We start from the raw sequence: 22116 nt of genomic DNA, 5'->3' as shown, positions 1-22116 counted from the left end.
GCATTCGGCGCTCGCTATACTGTGATTTCATCCAGTATCGGCAGCATGCCTTCCGACCTCCATTCCGCTCCGTCAGCCGCCGTCTCGGCGGCGCACGTCGTGTCCGTCAAGGCCTTGTGCGCCTTCGGCGCGAAGGCGGGCGATCTCGACCTGCGCTTCGTGCCCGCGCCCAGCGCGCTCGAAGGCATGGCCGGCCACGCGCTGGTGCAGGCCCGGCGCGGCGGCGACTACCAGAGCGAGGTGCCGCTGGCCACCACCTGCGGCACGCTGCGCGTGCGCGGCCGGGCCGACGGCTACGACCCGGCACAGGCGCGGGTGGAAGAAATCAAGACCTTCCGCGGCGACTTCGACGCCATCCGCGCCAACCACCGCGCGCTGCACTGGGCCCAGGTGCGCTGCTACGGCTGGATGCTGTGCGAGCAGGAAGGGCACGAGCAGCTGACCGTCGCGCTGGTCTACCTCGACCTGGCCAGCGGCGACGAAACCGTGCTCGAAGAGCAGCACACCCGCGACACCCTGCGCACGCACTTCGAGACCCTGTGCGCCTGCTACAGCGACTGGGCGCAGCGCGAGGCCGCGCACCGCGGCGCGCTCGACGACGCGCTGGCGCGGCTCGAGTTTCCTCACGCCGACTTCCGCACCGGCCAGCGGGAACTGGCCGAGGCGGTCTATCGCGCCGCCGTGGGCGGGCGCTGCCTGCTGGCGCAGGCGCCCACGGGCATCGGCAAGACGCTGGCCACGCTCTTTCCGCTGCTGAAGGCGCGCGCGGCGCACAAGCTCGACAAGGTGTTCTTCCTCACCGCCAAGACCTCCGGGCGGCCCGTGGCGCTCGACGCCTTGCGCGTGCTGGGGCAGGGCGGCGCGCACCGGCCGCGCGTGCTCGAGCTCGCGGCCCGCGAGAAGGTCTGCGAGTACCCCGACCGCGCCTGCCACGGCGAGGCCTGCCCGCTGGCGCGCGGCTTCTACGACCGCCTGCCCGCCGCGCGCGCCGAGGCCGCGCAGGTGAGCTGGCTCGACCGCGAAGCGCTGCGGCGGGTTGCGCTCGCGCACGAGGTCTGCCCCTATTTCCTGGCGCAGGAAATGACGCACTGGAGCGACGTCGTCGTGGGCGACTACAACTACTACTTCGACGGCAGCGCCTTCCTCTTCGCCAGCATGAAGGACGCCAACTGGCGCGTCGCCGTGCTGGTCGACGAGGCGCACAACCTGCTGGAGCGCGCGCGCGGCATGTACACCGCGAAGCTCGAAGGCGCGGCGCTGGAAGAAGCGCACCGCGCAGCGCCCGCCGCCGTGCGCGGCCCGCTGGCGCGGCTGTTCCGCGAATGGGACACGCTGCAGCAGGCGCAGACCGCCGGCTACGACACCGCCGACGAGATCCCCGAGCGCTTCCTGCGCACGCTGCAGGCCGCCAACACCGCGATGGCCGAGCACTTCGCCGCCACGCCCGACGCGGCGCAGGGGCCGCTGCAGCGCTTCTTCTTCGATGCGCTGCACTTCGCGCGGCTGGCCGAGGTCTTCGACGACCACTCGGTGTTCGAGCGCACGCTGGGCGCCACGCAGGAACAGCGCGGCCTGGCCATCCGCAACCTCGTGCCCGGGCCCTTCCTCGAAGGCCGCTTCGCCGATGCGGTGTCGGTCACCTGTTTCTCGGGCACGCTCGCGCCGTTCGCGTTCTACCGCGACGCACTCGGCCTGCCCGAAGACACGGCGCTGCTCGACGTCGAATCGCCGTTTCGCGGCCAGCAGCTGCGCGTCGAGGTGGCGACCGGCGTCTCCACGCGCTTTCGCGACCGCGCCGGCTCGCTGCGCCATGTGACGGACATCATCGGCGCGCAGTTCGAACGCCTGCCCGGCAACTACCTGGCCTTCTTCAGCAGCTTCGACTACCTGGACAAGGCCTGCGCCGCGTTCTCGCTGCGTCACCCCGGCGTGCCCGTATGGACGCAGACGCGCGGCATGCGCGAAACCGACCGCCACGATTTCGTCGCGCGCTTCGAGGAAGGCGGGCAGGGCATCGGCTTCGCCGTGCTCGGCGGCGCGTTCGGCGAGGGCATCGACCTGCCGGGCAGCCGGCTCATCGGCGCCTTCGTCGCGAGCCTGGGGCTGCCCCAGTACAACGAACTCAACGAGATCACGCGCGAGCGCATGCAGTCGCGCTTCGGCAAGGGCTACGAGTACACCTACCTCTACCCCGGCCTGCAGAAGGTGGTGCAGGCCGCCGGCCGCGTGATCCGCACCGAGGCCGACACCGGCGTGCTGCACCTGCTCGACGACCGCTTTGCACGCGCCGAGATCCGCGAGCTGCTGCCGCGCTGGTGGCATGTGCAACTGGCCGGGGAGGCCGGGCAGGCCGGGGAAGGCGATGCGCGCCACCCGACGCCTTGAGCACGCCGGCCAGCCCGACCTGTTCGGCGAGGCGCCCGTGGCGGCCATCGAGGGCCTGCGCTACGAACCCGGGTTCCTGTCGCGCGACGAGGAGGCCGGCCTGCTGCGCATCGTGCAGGGCCTGCCGCTCAAGGAGATGCGCTACAAGGAATACACGGCCCGCCGGCGCGGCACCAGCTTCGGCGGCAGCTACGACTTCGACACCAACCGCCTCAAGCCCGGCGCGCCGCTGCCCGAGGCGCTGCACCCGCTGCGCGCGAAGGCGGCCGCCTGGGCCGGCCTGGCGCCCGAAGACCTCACCCACGTGCTGATCGCCGAGTACCGCCCCGGCACGCCGCTGGGCTGGCACCGCGACGTGCCCGACTTCGAGGACATCGTCGGCGTCTCGCTGCACGGCGACGCGGTGATGCAGTTCAGGCCCTACGTGCCCGGCGCGCCCGCGTCGGGGCCGGCCGCGCTCGAGGTCCTCGTCGAGCCGCGCTCCGTGTACCTGCTGCGCGGACCGGCGCGCTGGGCATGGCAACATGCCATCGCCCCGACCGAGGGCCTGCGTTATTCGATCACCTTGCGTACCCGGAGACCCCGCGCGCCATGAACCGCACCACCTTCCTCAAGCTGCTCACGCACCACCTCTTTCCCGTGCTCAAGGCCGAAGGCTTCCAGGGTTCGGGCCAGACGCTGCGGCGCATCGACGGGCCGGTGATCCACGTGTTCAACGTGCAGGGCGCCAGCGGCGGCAAGGCCTGCTACCTGAACCTCGGCGCGCACCTGGACTTCTTGCCGCCCGAGGGCGGAACGCCGGTGGCGCCCGAGGCGCTCGAAGAATCGCACTGCGTGTTCCGCGACCGCCTGGACCCACCGCCCGGCGCCGCGTTCGGGTGGGCCTATGGCGAGACGAAAGAACAGGCCGAGGAAAACGTCGAATTCATCGTGAGCGAGTGGGAAGGGCCGGGGCGTACTTTCTTCGCACGGCATGGCAGCTATCCGCAGAGCTTCGAACAGATGCTGCGCGAGACCGACCCGCACCAGATCCATGCGCGCACCGCCTTGCACTTCGCACGGATCGCGGTGCACCTGGGCGACCGCGCACGGGCACAGGCGCTGGTCGAGGCGGGGCTCGCGCGGGCGCCGGAACGCGCCACGGCCCTGAAGACCGACCTCGCGAACGTGTTGTCGGCCTGAGCGCGCACGACAGACTGCGCTGACGCGCAGCGCCTGCCTCTTCCGACCCATGGCGCCGCACGGGCGGCCAGCATGAAGGCTTCTTTCATCCCATTTGATTGAAGGAGCGCAGACATGCCACGAGGCGACAAGTCGTCCTACACGGACAAGCAGAAACGCAAGGCCGAGCACATCGAGGCAGGCTACGAGCACCGCGGCGTGGCCAAGGGCGAGGCCGAGCGCCGCGCCTGGGCCACGGTGAATGCCGAGACCGGCGGCGGCAAGAAGAGCGGTGCGGGCCGCGGCCGGCCCGAGAACCATGCACCGTCTCGCAAGGGTGGTCGCCTCGGCGGCGCCGCAGCGGCACACCGCACGGCCGCCGAACGTTCGGCGTCCGCGAAGAGGGGCGCCGCCACGCGCAAGCGCAACGCCGAGAAGCGCGGCTGAAGCCGGTTGTGAATACCAGCCATATCGGTTGTCCGAAAAGCGGAGTCCACCCACCGCGTACCCTGAAAAGCGGACATTCCTTCGCCATCTGTGACGGCAGCCGGACAACTTGCGTCGGCCCCGCGCCGGCGCGGCCCCGCACGAAGTCGCCAGCTTGCGCGACGTTGGCCTGAACGCACGCGCTACACCGCCCAACCTCGGTCATTCCGCCTTCTTTTCGCACGCGTTCCGGGCGTTTGCCGGGGCGCGTTCGCGTCGATACGATCCGCCGCCTTGCCCTCCAGAAAGGAACGCGCGGGTGCCTCCCTCGAACGTTTTCTCCCCCACGACCGCGCCAGCCGCCGCAGGTGCCGATGCCGCCAATGCCAACGCCGACTGGCAACAGCGCAGCCGCCGCCACGTCTGGCACCCCTGCACCCAGACCATCCGCCTCGACGTGGCGCCGCCGCTGCCCATCGCGCGCGGCGAGGGCGTCTGGCTGACCGACCATGAAGGCCGGCGCTACCTCGACGCGACCAGCTCGTGGTGGGTCAACCTGTTCGGCCATGCGCACCCGGCGATCAATGCCGCGCTGAAGGCGCAGCTGGACACGCTGCCGCACGTGATGCTCGCTGGCTGCACGCACGCGCCGGCGGTCGAGCTGGCCGAGCGGCTGGCGGCGCTCACGGGCCATGCGCTGGGCCATTGCTTCTATGCCTCCGACGGCGCCTCGGCCGTGGAGATCGCGCTCAAGATGAGCTTCCACGCCTGGCGCAACGCAGGCCGCGCTGGCAAGCGCCGCTTCGTGGCGCTGCGCGGCGGCTACCACGGCGAGACGCTGGGCGCGCTGCACGTCACCGACGTGCCCGTGTTCCGCGACGCCTACGCGCCGCTGCTCGCCAGCGCGCACCTCGTGGCCTCGCCCGATGCGCGCGCCGCCCGGCCCGGCGAAGACGCCGCCGCCGTCGCGAACCGCGCGGCAGACGAGCTCGAGGCGCTGCTGGCCGCGCAGCACGACAGCATCGCCGCCGTGATCGTCGAGCCGCTGGTGCAGTGCGCCACCGGCATGGCGATGCACGATCCGACCTACCTGCGCCGCGTGCGCGCGCTGTGCGACTGCTTCGGCGTGCACCTGATCGCGGACGAGATCGCGGTCGGCTGCGGGCGCACCGGCACCTTCTTCGCGTGCGAGCAGGCCGGCATCTGGCCCGACTTCCTGTGCCTGTCGAAGGGCATCAGCGGCGGCTACCTGCCGCTGGCGCTGGTGATGACGCGCGAGGCCATCTACCAGGGCTTCGTCGACGACGATGCCGCGCGCAGCTTTTTGCATTCGCATTCCTACACCGGCAACGCGCTGGCCTGCCGCGCGGCGCTCGCCACGCTCGATCTGTTCGAGCAGGAAGACGCGCTGAACCGCAACCTCTCGCGGTCCGCGCGCCTGCTGGCGCGGCTGCGCGAGGGGCTCGCCGGCCAGGCGATCGACCACCTGCGCCAGCGCGGAATGATCACGGCCTTCGACGTGCGCGAGCCCGGCGCGCGCTTTGCCGAGCGCTTCCACCTCGCGGCGCGCGACCACGGCCTGCTGATGCGGCCCATCGGCGCGACCGTGTACCTGATGCCGCCGTATGCCATTGCGGACGACGAGATCGACCAGCTCGTGGACGGCACGCTCGCCACGCTCCAGGCCGTCACCCATGCACCCGGCGCCACCGCCGACGAAGGAGCCCGCGATGCTGCGCTTGCTTGAACGCCTGCAGGACGAGATCACCGCGCTCGACGCGCGCTCGCTGCGCCGCCGCCGGCAGATCGCCGAAACCGCCTGCGCGCCCGAGCAGATCCTCACGCTGGCCGGCGCCGCCGCGCCGCGCACCATGCTCGGCTTCAGCAGCAACGACTACCTGGGCCTGGCCGCGCACCCCGCGCTGGCCGAGGCGCTGGCCGAAGGCGCGGCGCGCTACGGCACGGGCAGCGGCGGCTCGCACCTGATCCTGGGGCACTCGCGCGCCCATGCGCAGCTCGAGGAGCGGCTGGGCGAATGGATGGCGCCGCACATTCCCGACGCACGCAGCCTGTTCTTCTGCACCGGCTACATGGCCAACCTCGCGGTGCTGTCGGCGCTGGGCGACGGCGAGGCGGTGATCTTCTCGGAGACGCTGAACCACGCCTCGCTGATCGACGGCGCGCGGCTGGCCCGCGCCCGCGTGGAACGCTACCCGCACTGCGACCTGCAGGCGCTCGACGCGCAGCTGGCCGCCTGCGACGCGCCGGTCAAGATCATCGTGAGCGACGCCGTCTTCAGCATGGACGGCCACATCGCCCCGGTCGCGGGCCTGCTGGCGCTGGCCGAGCAGCACGACGCCTGGCTGGTGATCGACGACGCGCACGGCTTCGGCGTGCTCGGCGCCACCGGGCGCGGCGCGCTGCAGGCGCTGGCGCTGCGCTCCGAGCGGCTGGTGCTCATCGGCACGCTGGGCAAGGCGGCCGGCGTGTCGGGCGCCTTCGTGGCGGCGCACCGCACGGTGATCGACTTCCTGGTGCAGCGCGCGCGGCCCTACATCTTCACGACGGCCGCGCCGCCGGCGGTGGCGCATGCGCTGCTCACCAGCCTGGCGCTCATCGAGGGCGAGGAGGGCATGCGCCGCCGTGCGCAGCTGCGCGCCCGCATCACCCAGCTGCGCAACGGCCTCAAGCAGGTGCTGCCGGCCGACGGCAGCGCCTGGCTGGCCGATTCACCGACGGCGATCCAGCCGCTCATCGTGGGCGACAACGCGCGCGCCATGCAGACCATGGAGCGGCTCGACGTGCACGGCCTGCGCGTGGGCGCAATCCGTCCGCCCACGGTGCCTGCCGGCACCGCGCGGCTGCGCATCGCGCTGTCGGCCAGCCACACCGAGGCCGACGTGGCGCGGCTCATCGGCGCGCTGGGTGAGGCCTTGGCCGAACCGTGGCCGGAGGCCGCATGACGACGGCAGCAGCAGCAGCGACACAGCGCCGCTGGTTCGTCACGGGCACCGACACCGGCGTGGGCAAGACGCTGGTGAGCAGCGCCATGCTCGCGCTGCTGGCCGCCTCGGGCCTGCGCGCGGTCGGCATGAAGCCGGTGGCGGCGGGGCTCGATGCCATCGACGGCGAATGGCGCAACGAAGACGTCGAGCGCCTGCAGGCGGCCGGCAACGTCGCCGCGCCGCTGGCCTGGCGCTGCCCCTACGTGCTGAAGGCGCCGATGTCGCCGCACCTGGCGGCGCGGGAAGAGGGCGTGCAGGTCGCGCTGCCCGTGCTGCTCGATGCCTTCGAGCGGCTGTCGGCGCAGGCCGAGGCGGTGGTGGTGGAAGGCGTGGGCGGCTTCTGCGTGCCGCTGGGCGACGACCTGGACACCGCCGACCTCGCGGTGGCGCTGGGCCTGCCCGTGATCCTCGTGGTCGGGCTGCGGCTGGGCTGCCTCAACCATGCGCTGCTCACCGCCGAGGCGATCCGCGCGCGCGGGCTGGTGCTGGCCGGCTGGGTCGCGAGCGTGGTCGAGCCGCAGATGCTCTCGCCCGAAGGCAACCTGCAGACGCTGCGCGCCCGGCTCGGTGCGCCGCTGCTGGGCGTGGTGCCGCACCTGGCAGAGCCCTCGGCGGCGCGCGCCGCCGAACACCTCGACCTGCGTGCGCTGCGGGCGAGCGCGGCCCATGCCGCGCGTCGCACCGAGGCCCCGCTCGTGTCAGCCGCGACGGCCTGAATCGGCCAGCCGCTGGGCGCGCACGCCGCCCTGGCGCGCGAGCATCCAGCCCGGGTACTCGGGCGCCAGCGCGCTGGCCTTGTCGATCGCCGCGAGTTCGTCGGCGGTGAGCCGCACCTCGGTGGCGGCGATGTTGTCGTCCAGCTGGTCGATGCGCTTGGCGCCGACGATCACGCTGGTCACCACCGGCTGGTGCAGCAGCCAGGCCAGCGCGATCTGCGCCACCGACACGCCGCGCGGCTCGGCGAACTGGCGCATGAGGTCGATGCAGTCGTAGGCGCGCTCCACGTTCACCGGCGGAAAGTCGAAGCTCGCGCGGCGGCTGCCTTGCGCGGTGGCCGCGTGACGGTCGACCTTGCCGCTGAGCAGGCCGCCGGCCAGCGGGCTCCAGACCATCAGGCCGAGCTGTTCGCTGCGCAGCATCGGCACCAGCTCGCGTTCCAGGTCGCGCCCGGCCACGGTGTAGTAGGCCTGCAGCGACTCGAAGCGCGCCAGCCGGTCGCGCTCGGCGATGCCCAGCGCCTTGGCGATCTGCCACGCGGCCCAGTTCGACACGCCCACGTAGCGCACATGGCCCTGGCGCACGAGGTCGTCGAGCGCACGCACCGTTTCCTCGATGGGCGTGATCGGGTCGATGCCGTGGATCTGGTACAGGTCGATGTGGTCCAGCTGCAGCCGCTTCAGGCTGGCCTTCACGCCGTCCATGATGTGGTAGCGCGAGGCGCCGGCCGAGTTCACGCCCTTGCTGCCGGTTTCGCCCAGCACCTTGGTCGCGACCACCACGCGGTCGCGCGGCACCTTCAGGTTCTTCAGCGCCTGGCCGGTGATGGTCTCGGACAGGCCCTCGGAGTACACGTCGGCCGTGTCGATGAAGTTGATGCCGGCGTCGAGCGAGCGACCGATGAGGCCCTCGGCCTCGCCTTGCTGCAGCTGGCCGATGTGGTCCCAGATGCCCGGCGCGCCGCCGAAGGTCATCGTGCCGAGGCAGAGTTCGGAAACCAGGAGGCCGGTGCGGCCGAATTGGCGGTATTGCATCGAAAGTTGTCCTTTGCGGGTGGAGGGGCCGTCCGGCTTGACGAATGGCCGGCGGTTGCGAAAAAGTATCCCGCCGGCGCGCCCCGGCGGGCGAGCGCGTTTCTGCAAAGTCTTTGCCTATTTCTCCAGACCTCGTGCGCAGGCCGTGCGAAGGAGAAGATGCGACGCTAAGCTGCGGGCAGCCCAATCCTCCATGGCCGCTACCGCGGCCGCTCCCCTTTGTCAGAGGCCTACCCATGTCTGATGAAACCCCCGACACCGCCACCGTCCTCGCCATGCCGATGCCGCTGGAACCCGAACTCGATGCCGCCCGCGAAGAGCTGGTGCAGCTCATCCGCCACATCACGCGCGGGCAGGACGGCACGGTCGAATGCGCCGTGCCCGGCCTGCAGGTGCACTGCATCAGCAAGCCCGACGGCCCCAAGCACGGCTTCGCGACGCCGGCGCTGGGCCTCATCGCGCAGGGCTCCAAACGGATCATCGTGGGCGACGACATCTACGTGTACGACCCCATGAACTACCTCGTCACCTCGGTCGACCTGCCGGTGTGCGGCCAGGTGTGCGTGACCAGCGAGAACGAGCCCTACCTGGGCGTGCGGCTGGAGCTGGCGCTCGACGAGATCGGCGACCTCATCGGCGACGAGAAGCTGCCGGCCAAGGCCAACGCCCCGGCCTCGCGCGGCATGTACGTCAACCGCATCGCCATGCCGGTGCTGGAGCCCGTGCTGCGCCTGTTGCGGCTGCTCGACACGCCCGAAGACATTCCGATCATGGCGCCGCTCATCAAGCGCGAGATCATGTACCGCCTGCTGGTGAACGGAGAGGGCGCGCGGCTGCGCCAGATCGCGCTGCACGACAGCCACACGCAGCGCATCGCGAAAGCCATCAGCGCGCTGCGCACCAACTACGCGCAGTCGCTGCGCGTGGAAGACATGGCGCGCGCGGTGCACATGAGCGTGTCGTCGTTTCACCACCACTTCAAGGCCGTGACGGCGATGAGCCCGCTGCAGTACCAGAAGCAGCTGCGCCTGCAGGAGGCGCGCCGCCAGATGCTGATCGCCGGCACCGACGTGGCCAGCGCCGCGCACAACGTGGGCTACGAAAGCCCCTCGCAGTTCGCGCGCGAGTACGGCCGCATGTTCGGCGCGCCGCCGCTGCGCGACAAGCGCCGCTGGCTCGGCGAGGCCGGCAACGACGCGACCTCGATGGAAGCCGCCTAGGTATTGCATCGGTCGCATTGCATCGGTCGCATCGCGTCCGTGCGCCTATAGCACCTGCCGCGATTTCTTGCGTCGTCGCGGCCATGCAGGTTTCGCAAATTCTCGCTATCGTTTTGTTCGCTGCAGCACCCGTCCGCTCGTGGAGGCGGGACTACTCAACAACTCGGAGAGATGCATGCTTTGGGAAAAGAAGCTGGCGCAGTGGAGCGCCGCGGTCCGCGCACGGGCCAACCTGCCCGCGCGGCTCACCTTGTGGGACGGCCAGTCCTACGACTTCGGTGACTTCAGCGGACCGGCGGTCACGCTGCACGTGAAATCGCCCGCGGCGCTGTCGCTGATGCTGCAGCCCACGCTCGACAACCTGGGCGAGGCCTACGTCAAGAGCAAGATCGACATCGAAGGCAAGCTCAGCGACGTGATCGACATCGCCTACGGCCTGGCGAAGACCTCGCTCGACAAGCCCGGCGGCGCGCTGCAAAGCATGGCCCGCTACTTCGCGCACACCAAGTCGTCGGACAGGAAATCGATCGAGTACCACTACGACGTGTCGAACGCGTTCTACCAACTGTGGCTGGACGCGAACATGGTCTATTCGTGTGCCTACTTCGAGAACGGCGACGAAGACCTGGCCACCGCGCAGCTGAAGAAAATAGACCACATCCTCACCAAGATCGAACTCAAGTCGGGCCAGACACTGCTCGACATCGGCTGCGGCTGGGGCGCGCTGGTGATCCGCGCGGCGCAGAAATTCGGTGCGCGCTGCGTGGGCGTCACGCTGTCGCAGAACCAGTTCGACCTGGCGACCGAGCGCGTGAAGGCCGCCGGCCTGCAAGACCGCATCGAGATCCGCCTGCAGGACTACCGCGACGTGACGGGCCAGTTCGACCGCATCACCAGCGTCGGCATGTTCGAGCACGTGGGCCGCAAGAACCTGCCCGAGTACTTCAAGCGCGTGCAGCAGCTGCTGGCCGACGACGGCATCGTCATGAACCACGGCATCACTTCGTCGGACCCCGAGGGCGGCGGCGTGTCGTACGGCGGCGGCGACTTCATCGACCGCTACGTGTTCCCCAACGGCGAGCTGCCGCACATCAGCCTGGCGCTGCAGGCCATGCAGCAGGGCGGGCTCGAGGCCTTCGACGTGGAGAACCTGCGCCGCCACTACGCGCAGACGCTGCGTCACTGGAGCGACGCCTACGAGGCCCATGCCGACGAGGCGCGTGCGCTCGTCGACGAAGAGAAGTTCCGCATCTGGCGCATCTACCTCGCGGGCTGCGCCTACGCCTTCGAGAACGACGACGTGGCGATCTACCAGATCGTCGGGCGCAAGGCGGGCAGGGCGGCGTCCACGCTGCCGTGGTCGCGCAAGTACATCTACGAAGGCACGTCGGCTCTGCGGGCCTGAGCGGCCGGGCCGCGCTGCGGCTACTCGAGCGTGAAGCCGATCTTCACCGTCACCTGCCAGTGCGCGACCTTGCCGTCGACCACATGGCCGCGCGTCTCGGTGACGGTGAACCACTGGATGTTGCGCACCGTCTCGTGCGCCTTCGCGATGGCGGTCTGCACCGCGTCCTCGATGCTGGTCTTGGACGAGCCCGTCAGCTCGAGCGACTTGTAGACATGGTTCGACATGGCGGTTGCTCCTTGGGTGGTTGCGTGCCCATCGTAGCCATCGCATGGGGCGCGAGGCAACACCTTTGGGCGCGCGGATGCGATGCAAACCGCATCAGGACATTCGCAATCCGTCTTTGGCAATGGCGGGTGCGCTTCGCAGAATCGGCGGCATCGAACCAGGGAAACCGCCCGCCATGCCACTGCACACCGTCGCCTCTTCGTCCCCGGCCGCACAGGCCCGCCACGTCCTCGCGCTGACCGCCATCGCCTGGTGCATCGCGCCGGCGTCGCCGCATGAAGTGGCACGCCGCGCACCGCACGGCCATGTGCCGCTGCGCGTGCGCAGGCGGCTGCACGCCACGGCCGTGGCGGCGCTGTTGCCCTATGCATGGTGAGCCGCGCGACCCCGCAGATTCCAGATATCGATAGAGGAATTCAGCGCAAACGGCCCGTGCGATGGCTCGCAGAATTTGAAGCACACCCGCTTCCACTGCGCCATCGCCGAACACCGTGTCCTACTCGCTCTCCCTGCTCGACAAGAGCCTGATCCCCGAAGGTGCCGACGCCGCGCAGGCGTTCCAGCACACCATCGCGCTGGCCCGGCGCGCCGAACGGCTGGGCTACCGCCGCTACTGGCTGGCCGAGCACCACGGCAACCGCACCTACGCCGGTTCGGCGCCCGAAGTGCTGGCCTCGCACCTGCTGGCCAAGACCTCGCGCATCCGCATCGGCACCGGGGGCGTCATGCTGCAGCACTACAGCCCGTTCAAGGTGGCGGAGACCTTCAAGGTGCTGGCCTCGCTGGCGCCGGGCCGTGTCGACCTGGGCATCGGCAAGGCGCCGGGCGGCCTGCCGCTGACCAGCAAGGCGCTGCAATCGCTGCACGACCCGGTGAAGGCGAAGGCCCTCGATTTCGAAGCGCGCCTGCGCGAGCTCGACGCCTTCCTGCACGACGGCGTGCCCGCCGACCATGCGCTGGCCGGCGCCGTGGCCACGCCGTTCCCGCCGGTGGCGCCGCAGCGCGTGCTGCTCGGCGGCAGCCCCGAGAGCGCACTGCTTGCGGCGCGGCTGGGTTGGCAGTTCGTCTACGCGGGCCACTTCAACGGCGACCCTGTGAACATCGAGCAATCGATCGACGCCTACCGCGGCGCGACCGGCCGCGCGCCGCTGCTCGCGCTGTTCGCCTTCGCCGCCGAGACGCACGACGAGGCCGCCGAGCGCGTGGGCGCGCTGCGCAGCTTCCGCGTGACCTTGCCCACGGGCCAGAGCGTGAACCTGCCCAGCCTCGAGGCCGCCGCCGAGTTCGCGCGGCAGGCGGGCGCGAGCGACTACCGCACCGAGGAGCGGCGCCCGCATGTCATCGCCGGCACCGGCGAGGAGGTGCGCGATGCGCTCGAGGCCCTCAGCGCGCGCCACGGCATCGAGGAGTTCGTGATCGACATCCCGGTGGCGGACTTCGGCGCGCGCGCCACGGCGGTCGAGCTGCTGGCGCAGGCCCGCGAGCCCGCACTGGCCTGAGTTTTTTCTTTTTCCATCCACAAGAACGATCGTCATGAGCAACATCCAGTTCGGCGTCATGCTGCAAGGGGCCGGCAGCCACATGAATGCCTGGAAGCACCCGGGCGGCCCGGCCGATGCCAGCGTCAACCTCGACTTCTTCATCCGCAGCGCGCAGAAGGCGGAGGCCGCGGGCATCGCCTTCGCCTTCGTGGCCGACGGGCTCTACATCAACGAGAAGTCGATTCCGCACTTCCTCAACCGCTTCGAGCCGATCTCGATCCTGTCGGCGCTGGCCGCCGTCACCACGAAGATCGGCCTGGCGGGCACCATCTCCAGCTCGTACAGCGACCCGTTCACGGTGGCGCGGCAGTTCGCCTCGCTGGACCTCATCAGCGGCGGGCGCGCGGGCTGGAACGTAGTGACCACGCCGCTGGAAGGCAGCGCCAAGAACTACAGCCGCGCCCACCCCGAGCACGCGCTGCGCTACGAGATCGCCGACGAGTACCTGGCCGTGACGCAGGGCCTGTGGGACAGCTGGGACGACGACGCCTTCGTGCGCGACCGCGAGAGCGGCCGGTTCTTCGACCGCGACAAGCTGCACACGCTGGACCACAAGGGCCGCTTCTTCCAGGTGGCCGGGCCGCTGAACATCCAGCGCTCGCCGCAGGGCCAGCCCGTGATCTTCCAGGCCGGTTCGTCGGACGCGGGCATCGGCCTGGCGGGCAAGTACGCCGACGCGGTGTTCACCCATTCGCCGTCGCTCGAAGACACGCGCGCCTTCCTCAAGCAGGTCAAGGCCAGCGCCGTGGCGCAGGGCCGGCAGGCCGGCGACGTGAAGATCTTCCCGGGCATCGGCCCGGTGGTCGCCGCCACCGAGGCGGAGGCCGAGGCCAAGTACCTCGCCATCCGCGCGCTGCTGACGGTCGAGGAAGCATTGGCCTACCTGGGCCGCTTCTTCGACCACCACGACTTCAGCCAGTACCCGCTCGACGCGCCGTTCCCCGAGCTGGGCGAGATCGGCCGCAACAGCTTCCGCTCGACCACCGACCGCATCAAGGCGAATGCCAAGGCCAAGGGCCAGACGCTGCGCGAGGTGGCACTCGAAGTCGCCACGCCGCGCACGCAGTTCGTGGGCACGGGCGAGCGCATCGCCGACGAGATCATCCGCTGGGTGGACGAGGGCGCGGCCGACGGCTTCATCCTCGGTTTTCCGGTGCTGGGGCAGGGCCTGGACGACTTCATCGAGTTCGTTGTTCCGGCGCTGGAGGCGCGCGGTCGCTACCAGCGCACGCTGCCCGGCCAGACGCTGCGCGACCACCTGGGCCTGCCGCGCAAGGCGAGCCGCCATGCCGCGCCGCAGGGCGGCGCCACCGCCGAGCGCAAGGCCGCCTGATGGGCGCCGCGCTGCCACGACCGGCCCTCAAGGACATCCACCGCGTCGAATCCACCATTGCGGGCTACGGCGACGAGTTCATCGCGCTGCGGCGCGACATCCACCGCCACCCCGAGCTGTCGTTCAAGGAGCACCGCACCTCGGCGCTCGTGGCCGAGCGGCTCGCAGCCTGGGGCTACGAGGTCACGACCGGCCTGGCCGGCACCGGCGTGGTGGGCACGCTGCGGCGCGGGCCGGGGCGCAGCCTCGGCATCCGCGCCGACATGGACGCGCTGCCGATCCACGAAGCGACGGGCCTGCCGTACGCGAGTGAGAACGCGGGCGTGATGCACGCCTGCGGCCATGACGGCCACACGGCGATCCTGCTCGCGGCGGCGCGCTTCCTGGCCGAAGCGGGCAGCTTTCGCGGCACCTTGCACCTGATCTTCCAGCCCGCCGAAGAGCTCGGCGCGGGCGCCAAGAAGATGATCGACGAGGGCCTGTTCACGCGCTTCCCGTGCGACGCCGTCTTCGGCCTGCACAACTGGCCCGGCGTGGTGGCAGGGCACGTGGGCTGCGTCACCGGGCCCGCGATGGCGGCCATTGACCAGGCGCACATCACGGTGCGCGGCAAGGGCGGCCACGGCGCGCAGCCGCACGAGACGGTGGACCCCGTGGTTGCGAGCGCGCACCTGATCGCGGCGCTGCAGACGGTGGTGGCGCGCAATGTCGATCCGCTCGATATGGGCGTGGTCACGGTGGGTTCCATCCATGGTGGCGAGGCCTCCAACGTGATTCCGAACACGGTCGAGCTCAAGCTCACGGCGCGTTCTTTCAAGCCCGAGGTGCGCGCGCTGTTGGCACAGCGCATTCCCGCGCTGGCGCGGGCGCAGGCCGAGAGCTTCGGCGCGCAGGCTGAGGTCGACTACCGGCCGGGCTTTCCGCCGGTGGTCAACCACGCGGAAGAAACCGCCTTCGCACGCGCCGTGGCACTCGACACCTTCGGCGCGCAGCGGGTCGACCCGGCCTTCCGCCCGCGCACCGCCAGCGAAGACTTCGCCTACATGCTGCAGGCGCGTCCCGGCAGCTACGTGTTCTTCGGCAACGGCGAGAGCGCTTCGCTGCACAGCCCGCGCTACGACTTCAACGACGCGATCCTCGCGCCCGCGGCCGTGTACTGGGCCCGGCTCGCCGAGCGTTTTCTTTCCGCCGACGGCGACACCCAGGAAACCACCCCATGAGCGAACAGTTTCTCTACACCACGCCGCTGGACCCGCTGGCGCGGCCGTTGATCGAAGGGCTCACCTTCGAGTACGACAGCCGCTACGGCGACGTGCTGCGCGAGCCCGGTGCACCACGCGAGATCGACCGCTACGCGCCCGAGGTGTTCGCGCCGCCGCACGGCAACTTCGTGCTGCTGCTGCGCGACGGCGTGGCGATCGGCGGCGGTGCCTTCATGCGCCACGACGAGCGCACCGCCGAGCTCAAGCGCGTGTGGACGCACGGCGCGCTGCGCCGCCAGGGCCTGGCCAGCCGCGTGCTGGCCGAGCTGGAGTCGCAGGTGCTGCGCCAGGGCTACGAGCGCATCTACCTCACGACCGGCTTTCGCCAGCCCGAGGCCGTGGGCCTGTACCGCAGCCATGGCTACACGGCGCTGTTCACCGACGACGCCGACCCCGAGACGCCGCGCAAGCTGCCGTTCGAGAAGCACCTGGCGCAATGGGCCACGCAAGGCCGCGTGGGTGCGGCACTGAGCGGGGCGGTGTCGCGATGAACACGACCACCGTGCTCGACGCCGGTCCGGAGCCTCGTACCCCCACGGCACCCCTGCGCCGCAGCGACGCGACACCGCCCGCCAAGGGCGACTACTCGCACTTTCGCATCGTCCCCGCGACCTACCCGGCGCGCACCGTCGGCACCGTCTTCGCGGTGGCGGTGATCGGCCTCGTGCTGCATTCGGTGCTCACCAACCCGCGCTGGGGCTGGCCGGTCTTCGCGCAGTGGTTCTTCTCGGAGCCGGTGCTGGCCGGGCTGGGCCGCACGCTGCTGCTCACGGCGCTGGGCGCGGTGCTGGGCTTCTTCTTCGGCACGGGGCTGGCGCTGGCGCGGGTGTCGCGCTCGCCGCTGCTGGCGCGGCTGGCCTGGGTGTTCACCTGGCTCTTTCGCTCGGTGCCGGTGATCGTGCTGCTCCTGATCATCAACAACTTGGGCTACCTGTACGAGACCGTGTCGCTGGGCGTGCCGTTCACCGACCTCACATTCTTCTCGTACCCGACCACGCAGCTCATCAGCCCCTTCGTGGCGGCGCTGTTGGGCCTCACGCTGAACCAGGCGGCCTTCGCCTCGGAGATCGTGCGCGGGGGCATCCTGTCGGTGGACCAGGGGCAGCTCGAAGCAGCGGCGGCGCTGGGCCTTTCGCGCCGGCGCCAGGCCTCGCGCATCGTGCTGCCGCAGGCCATGCGCAGCATCCTGCCCACGGCTTTCAACGACATCATCGGGCTGGCCAAGGGCACCTCGAACCTCTACATCCTGGCGCTGCCCGAGCTGTTCTACACGATCCAGATCATCTACCGGCGCAACCTGGAAGTGATTCCGCTGCTCATGGTGGCGACCGTGTGGTACCTCGTGATCCTCACGGTGCTGTCGGTGGCGCAGCACTACATCGAGCGGCATTTCTCGCGCGGGGCGCTGCGCCATGCGCCGCGCTCGTGGCTGGGCGGCGTGGTGCACGGGCTGTGGGCGCGGGGCAGGGCGCCGGCCGTGGTGCCCGTGTCGGCACCGGCACCGGCGCCCGCACAGGTGCCGCGCTGGAACGGTTCGCGCGCCCCGGGCGGCGAGGTGACGATCCACGGCGTGTCCAAGCGCTTCGGCGCGCTGCAGGTGCTCGACGACGTGACCTTCACCGCGCCGCGCGGCAGCGTCACCGTGATCCTCGGCCCCTCGGGCTCGGGCAAGTCGACGCTGCTGCGCACCATCAACCACCTGGAGCGCGTGGACGACGGCTTCATTGCCATCGACGGCGAACTCATCGGCTACCGGCGTGATGCCGACACGCTGTACGAGCTGCACGAGAAAGACATCCTCGCGCGCCGCGTCGACGTGGGCATGGTGTTCCAGAACTTCAACCTGTTCCCGCACCTCACGGTGCTGGAGAACATCGTCGAGGCGCCGCAGTCGGTGCGCGGCCTGCCGCGCGCCGAGGCCGAGGCGCTGGCCACCGACCTGCTGGCCCGCGTCGGCCTGGCCGACCGCAAGGACGCCTACCCGCGCCAGCTGTCGGGCGGCCAGCAGCAGCGCGTGGCGATCGCGCGGGCGCTGGCGCTCAAGCCCAAGGTGCTGCTCTTCGACGAGCCCACCTCGGCGCTCGACCCCGAGCTGGTGGGCGAAGTGCTCGCGGTGATCGAGGAGCTCGCGAGCTCCGGCACCACGCTGGTCATCGTGACGCACGAGATCGGCTTTGCCCGCGAGGTGGCCGACACCGTGGTCTTCATGGAGCAGGGCCGCATCCTCGAGACCGGCACGCCCGAGCAGGTGTTCAACGCGCCGAGGCATCCGCGCACGGCCGAATTCCTGGCCAAGGTGCTCTGAGATTTTTTCCTTTCCCCCATTTCTCAAACTGACCGATTTCATGACCCATCGACGCCTTCTCCTGTCCGTTCTCCTGGCGGCCTTGCTGCCGATCGCCGCCACGGCCCAGACCGCCCCGGCGCCCGACCTGAGCCCCGAGCAGCCCGGTCGCCCGCGCGCGCAGAAGATCGACGAGGCCGTGCGGCTCGCGAAGGACTTCAAGTTCCTCAAGGAAGGCGTGCTCGTCGTGGGCACCACCACCGGCCGGTTGCCGTTCGCGGCCTACGCCACCGACACGAAGACGCCCGTGGGCAACGCGCCCGACATCGCGCAGCTCGTGGCCGACAGCCTGGGGCGCAAGCTGGAGCTGGTGTCCACCGCCTGGGCCGACTGGCCGCTGGGCCTGCAGTCGGGCAAGTTCGACGTGGTGGTGTCCAACGTGACCGTCACCGAGGAGCGCAAGGAGAAGTTCGACTTCTCGACCTACCGCAACGACCAGCTGGGCATCTACGTGAAGTCGGACAGCAAGCTCGGCGCCATCAAGGAGCCGAAGGACATCGCGGGCCTGAAGCTCATCGTGACGGCCAGCACGAACCAGGAGCAGATCCTGCTGCGCTGGAACAAGCAGAACCTCGCCGCCGGCCTCAAGCCCATCGAGATCCAGTACTACGACGACGATGTGGTGCAGCGCCTGGCCATCCAGTCGGGCCGCGCCGATGCCTACGTGGGCCCCAACGCCATCGCGGCCTACGAGGCGCGCGACGGCAAGACCCGGCTCGCGGGCCTGGTGTCGGGCGGCTGGCCGCTCAACGCCGAGATCGCCGTCACCTCGCGCAAGGGCTCGGGCATTGCCGAGGCCGTGACGCTCGCGCTGAACACGCAGATCAGGAACGGCAACTACGGCAAGGCGCTGTCGCGCTGGAACCTGGCATCCGAGGCCATCGAGGTGGCGCGCACCAACCCGCCCGGCCTGCCGAAGAACTGAGGGGAGGGGACCATGTCGCTCAAGAGAAAACTGGGGGCGCTGGCCGCCCTCGGGCTGATGACGCTCGCGCCGGCGCACGCCGCCGACGCCTTCGACTTCAGCCCCGAGCAGAAGGGCCGCCTGCACACCGGCAAGGACGCCGAGGCCGTCAACGCCATTCCACCGAGCTTCAAGTTCGTGAAGGAGGGCGTGCTGACCATCGCCATCGCGCCGTTCGCGCCGCCGATCTCCACCTATGCCACCGACGCGAAGACGGTGGTGGGCTTCGACCCCGACTTTGCCCACCTCATCGCCGAGGCGCTGGGCCTGAAGCTGGAACTGCGGCCCGTCGCCTGGGCCGACTGGCCGCTGGGCCTGAGCTCGGGCAAGTACGACGCCGTGATCTCCAACGTGGGCGTGACCGAGCAGCGCAAGGAGAAGTTCGACTTCTCGACCTACCGGCTCGGCCTGCACGGCTTCTACGTGCGCACCGACAGCGCCATCCAGTCGATCAAGGAGCCGAAGGACGTGGCGGGCCTGAAGCTCACGACCGGCGCGGGCACCAACCAGGAACGCATCCTGCTCGAATGGGACCGCCAGAACGTGGCCGCGGGCCTGAAGCCGGTGTCGATCCAGTACTACGACGACGATGTGACGCGCTGGCTGGCCGTGACGACGAAGCGCGTCGATGCCAACTTCAACCCCAACGCGCCGCAGGCCTACGAGGCCGCGAAGAACGGGCAACTGCGGCTGGCCGGCACCGTGAACGCGGGCTGGCCGCTGAAGTCGGACGTGGCCGTGGCCACGCGCAAGGGCAGCGGGCTGGCGGTGGCGCTGACCACTGCGGCCAACAACCTGATCCGCAACGGCACCTACGCCAAGGCACTCGCGCGCTGGCGCCTGGTCGAAGAGGCGCTGCCGAAATCGGAGGTCAACCCGCCGGGGTTGCCGAAGTTCTGACCCTGCGAGCGACACGACCATGACCATCCACCACATCGGTTTCCTCACGCCCGGCAACTACGACGAGGCCGACCCGCACGCGGGCCTCGAGGCCGCGCTGCGGCTCTTTGAATTCGGCGAGCGGCGCGGCTTCGACAGCGCCTGGGTGCGCCAGCGCCACCTGGAGCGCGCAGTGTCGTCGGCGCCGACCTTCCTGGCCGCCGCCACGCAGCGCACGCGGCGCATCGAACTCGGCGCGGCCGTGATCCAGATGGGCTACGAAAACCCGTTCCGGCTCGCCGAAGACCTGGCCACCGTCGACGTGCTCTCGCGCGGCCGCCTGCAGGTGGGCCTGAGCGCGGGTGCGCCGCCGCACGGCGCCTTATTGGGCGGGCGCTTCCAGGACGCGCCGCCGGCCACGGTCGACTTCACGCACAAGCGCGTGGCGCGGCTGCGCGCCAACCTCGAAGACGTGCTGCTGGGCGACGAAGACACGGTGGTCGAGTCGGCCGGCGGGCGCGTGCGTCCGCGCGTGCAGCCCTATGCGCCCGGGCTGGTCGGGCGGCTCTGGTACGGCGGCGGGTCGCTGCGCTCGGCCGAGTGGGCGGGGCGCAACGGCTTTCACCTGCTGCTGGGCAACGTGCTCACGGGCGAGACCACCGACGACTTCCTCGAGGCGCAGACCGGCCTGGTCGAACGCTACCGCGCCAGTGAAGTGCCGGGCGCACGGCGCGGGCGGATCGCGCTGGGCCGCGTGATCGTGCCGCTCGATGGCGCCGATGCCGCCACGCGGCGGCGCTATCGCGCGTTCGCCGCGGGCCGCGTCGAGCGCACGCTGTCGCCGCAGGGCGAACGCCGCACGCTGTTCGCCGGCGACCTCGTGGGCAGCGCGGACGAGATCCTGGAGCGCCTGCACCGCGACCCCGTGCTGCCGCTGGTGAGCGAGTTGCGCGTGGAGCTGCCCTACAACTTCGACAGCGAGGCCTACGAGCAGATCCTGGACGACCTGGCGGTGCGCATCGCGCCCGAACTGGGCTGGCGCGTGCGCGCCGAGCTGCCACATCAAGAGGCCGCACTCGCTTGAGCCTCAGACGCTTTGCGCATGCGCTTATCGCAAACGCTTCGTTGGTGATCACGTGCTGCCTGCCTAGAGTTCGCTCTGATCTGTTTCAGATGTCTTCCATTCAACACAAGGAGTCCCGCATGTCGATCTTCAGCAGATGGTGGCGCGCCGCGTCCCTCGCCACGCTGACCTTCCTGGCCACCGCACCGTCGGCCTTCGCGCAGGCCTCGGCCGACGGCAGCGGCCCGCTGGTCTCCACCGACTGGCTCGAGAAGAACCTGCGCAACCCGAAGCTGCGCGTGATCGAGGTCAGCGTGAACCCGGGCCTGTACGAGCGCGGCCACATCCCGGGCGCGGTGAATTTCTCGTGGCACAACGACCTCAACGACCGCGTGCGCCGCGACATCGTGAGCCCCGCCGAGTTCGAGAAGCTGCTGTCGACGGCCGGTGTCGACAAGGACACCACCGTGATCCTCTACGGCGACACCAACAACTGGTTCGCCGCCTGGGGCGCCTGGGTGTTCGACCAGTACGGCGTGCAGAACGTGAAGCTGCTCGACGGCGGCCGCAAGAAGTGGGAGGCCGAGAACCGCGTGCTCGACAACCGCCCGCCCGAGCACGTCGCCACGCGCTTCAAGGTGACGCAGCCCAACCCGCAGCTGCGCGCGCGGCTGGCCGACGTGCTGGCCGTGGCCGAGGGCCGCTCCGATGCGAAGCTGGTCGACATCCGCTCGGCCGACGAGTACAGCGGCAAGATCTTCGCGCCGGCCGGCGCCGCCGAACTGGCGGTGCGCGCGGGCCACGTGCCCGGCGCGGCCAACGTGCCCTGGGGCCGCGCGGTGAACGAAGACGGCACCTTCAAGTCGGCCGCCGAGCTGAAGGCGATCTACGCGGCCGTGGGCATCGACGGCAGCAAGCCGGCCATCACCTACTGCCGCATCGGCGAACGCTCGAGCCACACCTGGTTCGCGCTGCACAAGATCCTGGGCTACAAGAACGTGCGCAACTACGACGGCTCGTGGACCGAGTACGGCAACGCCGTCGGCGTGCCGGTCAACAACCCGGCCGGCACGGTGTGGGCGTCCAAATGAATGAATGAGTTGAGGTGAGATGAGTTCGAGGTGAGTCGGCGTTGGAGGGACCTCGCGG

21 protein-coding genes are annotated in these 22116 nt (G+C 70.3%); 19 read left to right on the top strand and 2 right to left on the bottom strand.

Annotated features, from left to right (window positions below):
- Nucleotides 1-45 precede the first annotated feature (45 nt).
- From AC1RAD_RS13840 to bioD, 7 genes are all read left to right on the top strand, one after another.
- A complete protein-coding gene (locus AC1RAD_RS13840; protein WP_492735430.1) occupies nt 46-2385 on the top strand; it encodes an ATP-dependent DNA helicase in 2340 nt (779 codons plus the stop codon).
- A complete protein-coding gene (locus AC1RAD_RS13835) occupies nt 2363-2980 on the top strand; it encodes an alpha-ketoglutarate-dependent dioxygenase AlkB (RefSeq protein ID WP_492735428.1) in 618 nt (205 codons plus the stop codon). The genes AC1RAD_RS13840 and AC1RAD_RS13835 overlap by 23 nt, the downstream gene beginning before the upstream one ends.
- Nucleotides 2977-3567 (top strand): DUF4304 domain-containing protein, encoded by a 591-nt coding sequence (locus AC1RAD_RS13830; protein ID WP_492735426.1) that lies wholly within the window; start codon nt 2977-2979, stop codon nt 3565-3567. The genes AC1RAD_RS13835 and AC1RAD_RS13830 overlap by 4 nt, the downstream gene beginning before the upstream one ends.
- A gap of 114 nt (nt 3568-3681) precedes the next feature.
- Entirely contained in the window at nt 3682-3993 is a 312-nt protein-coding gene (locus AC1RAD_RS13825; RefSeq protein WP_492735424.1) for a plasmid stabilization protein, read from the top strand.
- A gap of 298 nt (nt 3994-4291) precedes the next feature.
- Nucleotides 4292-5719: an adenosylmethionine--8-amino-7-oxononanoate transaminase gene (locus tag AC1RAD_RS13820; RefSeq protein WP_492735422.1), complete on the top strand. Its 1428-nt coding sequence runs from the start codon at nt 4292-4294 to the stop codon at nt 5717-5719.
- Nucleotides 5703-6935: an 8-amino-7-oxononanoate synthase gene (gene bioF / locus AC1RAD_RS13815; RefSeq protein WP_492735420.1), complete on the top strand. Its 1233-nt coding sequence runs from the start codon at nt 5703-5705 to the stop codon at nt 6933-6935. Before AC1RAD_RS13820 ends, bioF begins: the two co-directional genes overlap by 17 nt.
- On the top strand, nt 6932-7693 hold the full coding sequence (bioD, locus tag AC1RAD_RS13810) for a dethiobiotin synthase (RefSeq protein WP_492735418.1): 762 nt from the start codon (nt 6932-6934) through the stop codon (nt 7691-7693). Before bioF ends, bioD begins: the two co-directional genes overlap by 4 nt.
- Here the strand turns inward: bioD and AC1RAD_RS13805 are convergent.
- The gene (locus AC1RAD_RS13805) at nt 7676-8728 is read right to left on the bottom strand and encodes an aldo/keto reductase (protein ID WP_492735416.1); all 1053 of its coding nucleotides are present in this window, start codon (nt 8726-8728) and stop codon (nt 7676-7678) included. The two genes, bioD and AC1RAD_RS13805, sit on opposite strands and share 18 nt — an antisense overlap.
- 236 nt (nt 8729-8964) lie before the next feature.
- Between AC1RAD_RS13805 and AC1RAD_RS13800 the strand changes: the two genes are divergently transcribed.
- Both AC1RAD_RS13800 and AC1RAD_RS13795 read left to right on the top strand, forming a co-directional pair.
- Nucleotides 8965-9948, top strand: coding sequence for an AraC family transcriptional regulator (locus tag AC1RAD_RS13800; protein ID WP_062482185.1), 984 nt, complete (start codon nt 8965-8967; stop codon nt 9946-9948).
- 175 nt (nt 9949-10123) lie between these two features.
- Nucleotides 10124-11353 carry a class I SAM-dependent methyltransferase gene (locus tag AC1RAD_RS13795; RefSeq protein WP_492735414.1) on the top strand — a complete coding sequence of 410 codons (1230 nt, stop codon included), beginning with the start codon at nt 10124-10126 and terminating at the stop codon, nt 11351-11353.
- A 20-nt stretch (nt 11354-11373) separates the two neighbouring features.
- Here the strand turns inward: AC1RAD_RS13795 and AC1RAD_RS13790 are convergent, their stop codons facing one another.
- Entirely contained in the window at nt 11374-11580 is a 207-nt protein-coding gene (locus tag AC1RAD_RS13790) for a dodecin (RefSeq protein WP_062482179.1), read from the bottom strand.
- Nucleotides 11581-11756: 176 nt separating this feature from the next.
- On the opposite strand from AC1RAD_RS13790, the gene AC1RAD_RS13785 reads away from it, so the two are divergent.
- The 10 genes from AC1RAD_RS13785 to AC1RAD_RS13740 all read left to right on the top strand — a co-directional run bounded on the left by AC1RAD_RS13785 (nt 11757) and on the right by AC1RAD_RS13740 (nt 22058).
- On the top strand, nt 11757-11957 hold the full coding sequence (locus tag AC1RAD_RS13785) for a hypothetical protein (RefSeq protein WP_062482175.1): 201 nt from the start codon (nt 11757-11759) through the stop codon (nt 11955-11957).
- A 115-nt stretch (nt 11958-12072) separates the two neighbouring features.
- Nucleotides 12073-13080, top strand: coding sequence for an LLM class flavin-dependent oxidoreductase (locus tag AC1RAD_RS13780; protein WP_369647128.1), 1008 nt, complete (start codon nt 12073-12075; stop codon nt 13078-13080).
- Nucleotides 13081-13114: 34 nt separating this feature from the next.
- Nucleotides 13115-14455, top strand: a complete 1341-nt coding sequence (locus AC1RAD_RS13775; RefSeq protein ID WP_373866820.1) for an LLM class flavin-dependent oxidoreductase — start codon at nt 13115-13117, stop codon at nt 14453-14455.
- Nucleotides 14455-15675: a M20 aminoacylase family protein gene (locus AC1RAD_RS13770; protein ID WP_492735411.1), complete on the top strand. Its 1221-nt coding sequence runs from the start codon at nt 14455-14457 to the stop codon at nt 15673-15675. The genes AC1RAD_RS13775 and AC1RAD_RS13770 overlap by 1 nt, the downstream gene beginning before the upstream one ends.
- A complete protein-coding gene (locus AC1RAD_RS13765; RefSeq protein ID WP_492735409.1) occupies nt 15672-16208 on the top strand; it encodes a GNAT family N-acetyltransferase in 537 nt (178 codons plus the stop codon). The genes AC1RAD_RS13770 and AC1RAD_RS13765 overlap by 4 nt, the downstream gene beginning before the upstream one ends.
- Complete coding sequence (locus AC1RAD_RS13760; RefSeq protein ID WP_492735407.1) at nt 16205-18022, top strand: amino acid ABC transporter permease/ATP-binding protein; 1818 nt, start codon at nt 16205-16207, stop codon at nt 18020-18022. The genes AC1RAD_RS13765 and AC1RAD_RS13760 overlap by 4 nt, the downstream gene beginning before the upstream one ends.
- A 40-nt stretch (nt 18023-18062) precedes the next feature.
- The gene (locus tag AC1RAD_RS13755) at nt 18063-18986 is read left to right on the top strand and encodes an ABC transporter substrate-binding protein (RefSeq protein ID WP_492735405.1); all 924 of its coding nucleotides are present in this window, start codon (nt 18063-18065) and stop codon (nt 18984-18986) included.
- Nucleotides 18987-18998: 12 nt separating this feature from the next.
- Nucleotides 18999-19925: an ABC transporter substrate-binding protein gene (locus AC1RAD_RS13750; RefSeq protein ID WP_492735403.1), complete on the top strand. Its 927-nt coding sequence runs from the start codon at nt 18999-19001 to the stop codon at nt 19923-19925.
- 19 nt (nt 19926-19944) lie between these two features.
- The gene (locus AC1RAD_RS13745) at nt 19945-20988 is read left to right on the top strand and encodes an LLM class flavin-dependent oxidoreductase (RefSeq protein ID WP_307638257.1); all 1044 of its coding nucleotides are present in this window, start codon (nt 19945-19947) and stop codon (nt 20986-20988) included.
- Nucleotides 20989-21107: 119 nt separating this feature from the next.
- Nucleotides 21108-22058, top strand: coding sequence for a sulfurtransferase (locus AC1RAD_RS13740; protein WP_492735401.1), 951 nt, complete (start codon nt 21108-21110; stop codon nt 22056-22058).
- Nucleotides 22059-22116 lie beyond the last annotated feature (58 nt).

This window comes from Variovorax sp. GW823-FHT04B03 (assembly GCF_058796495.1).
Note: the sequence above shows the minus strand (reverse complement) of the source record. Positions and strands in the feature narration are given on the sequence as shown.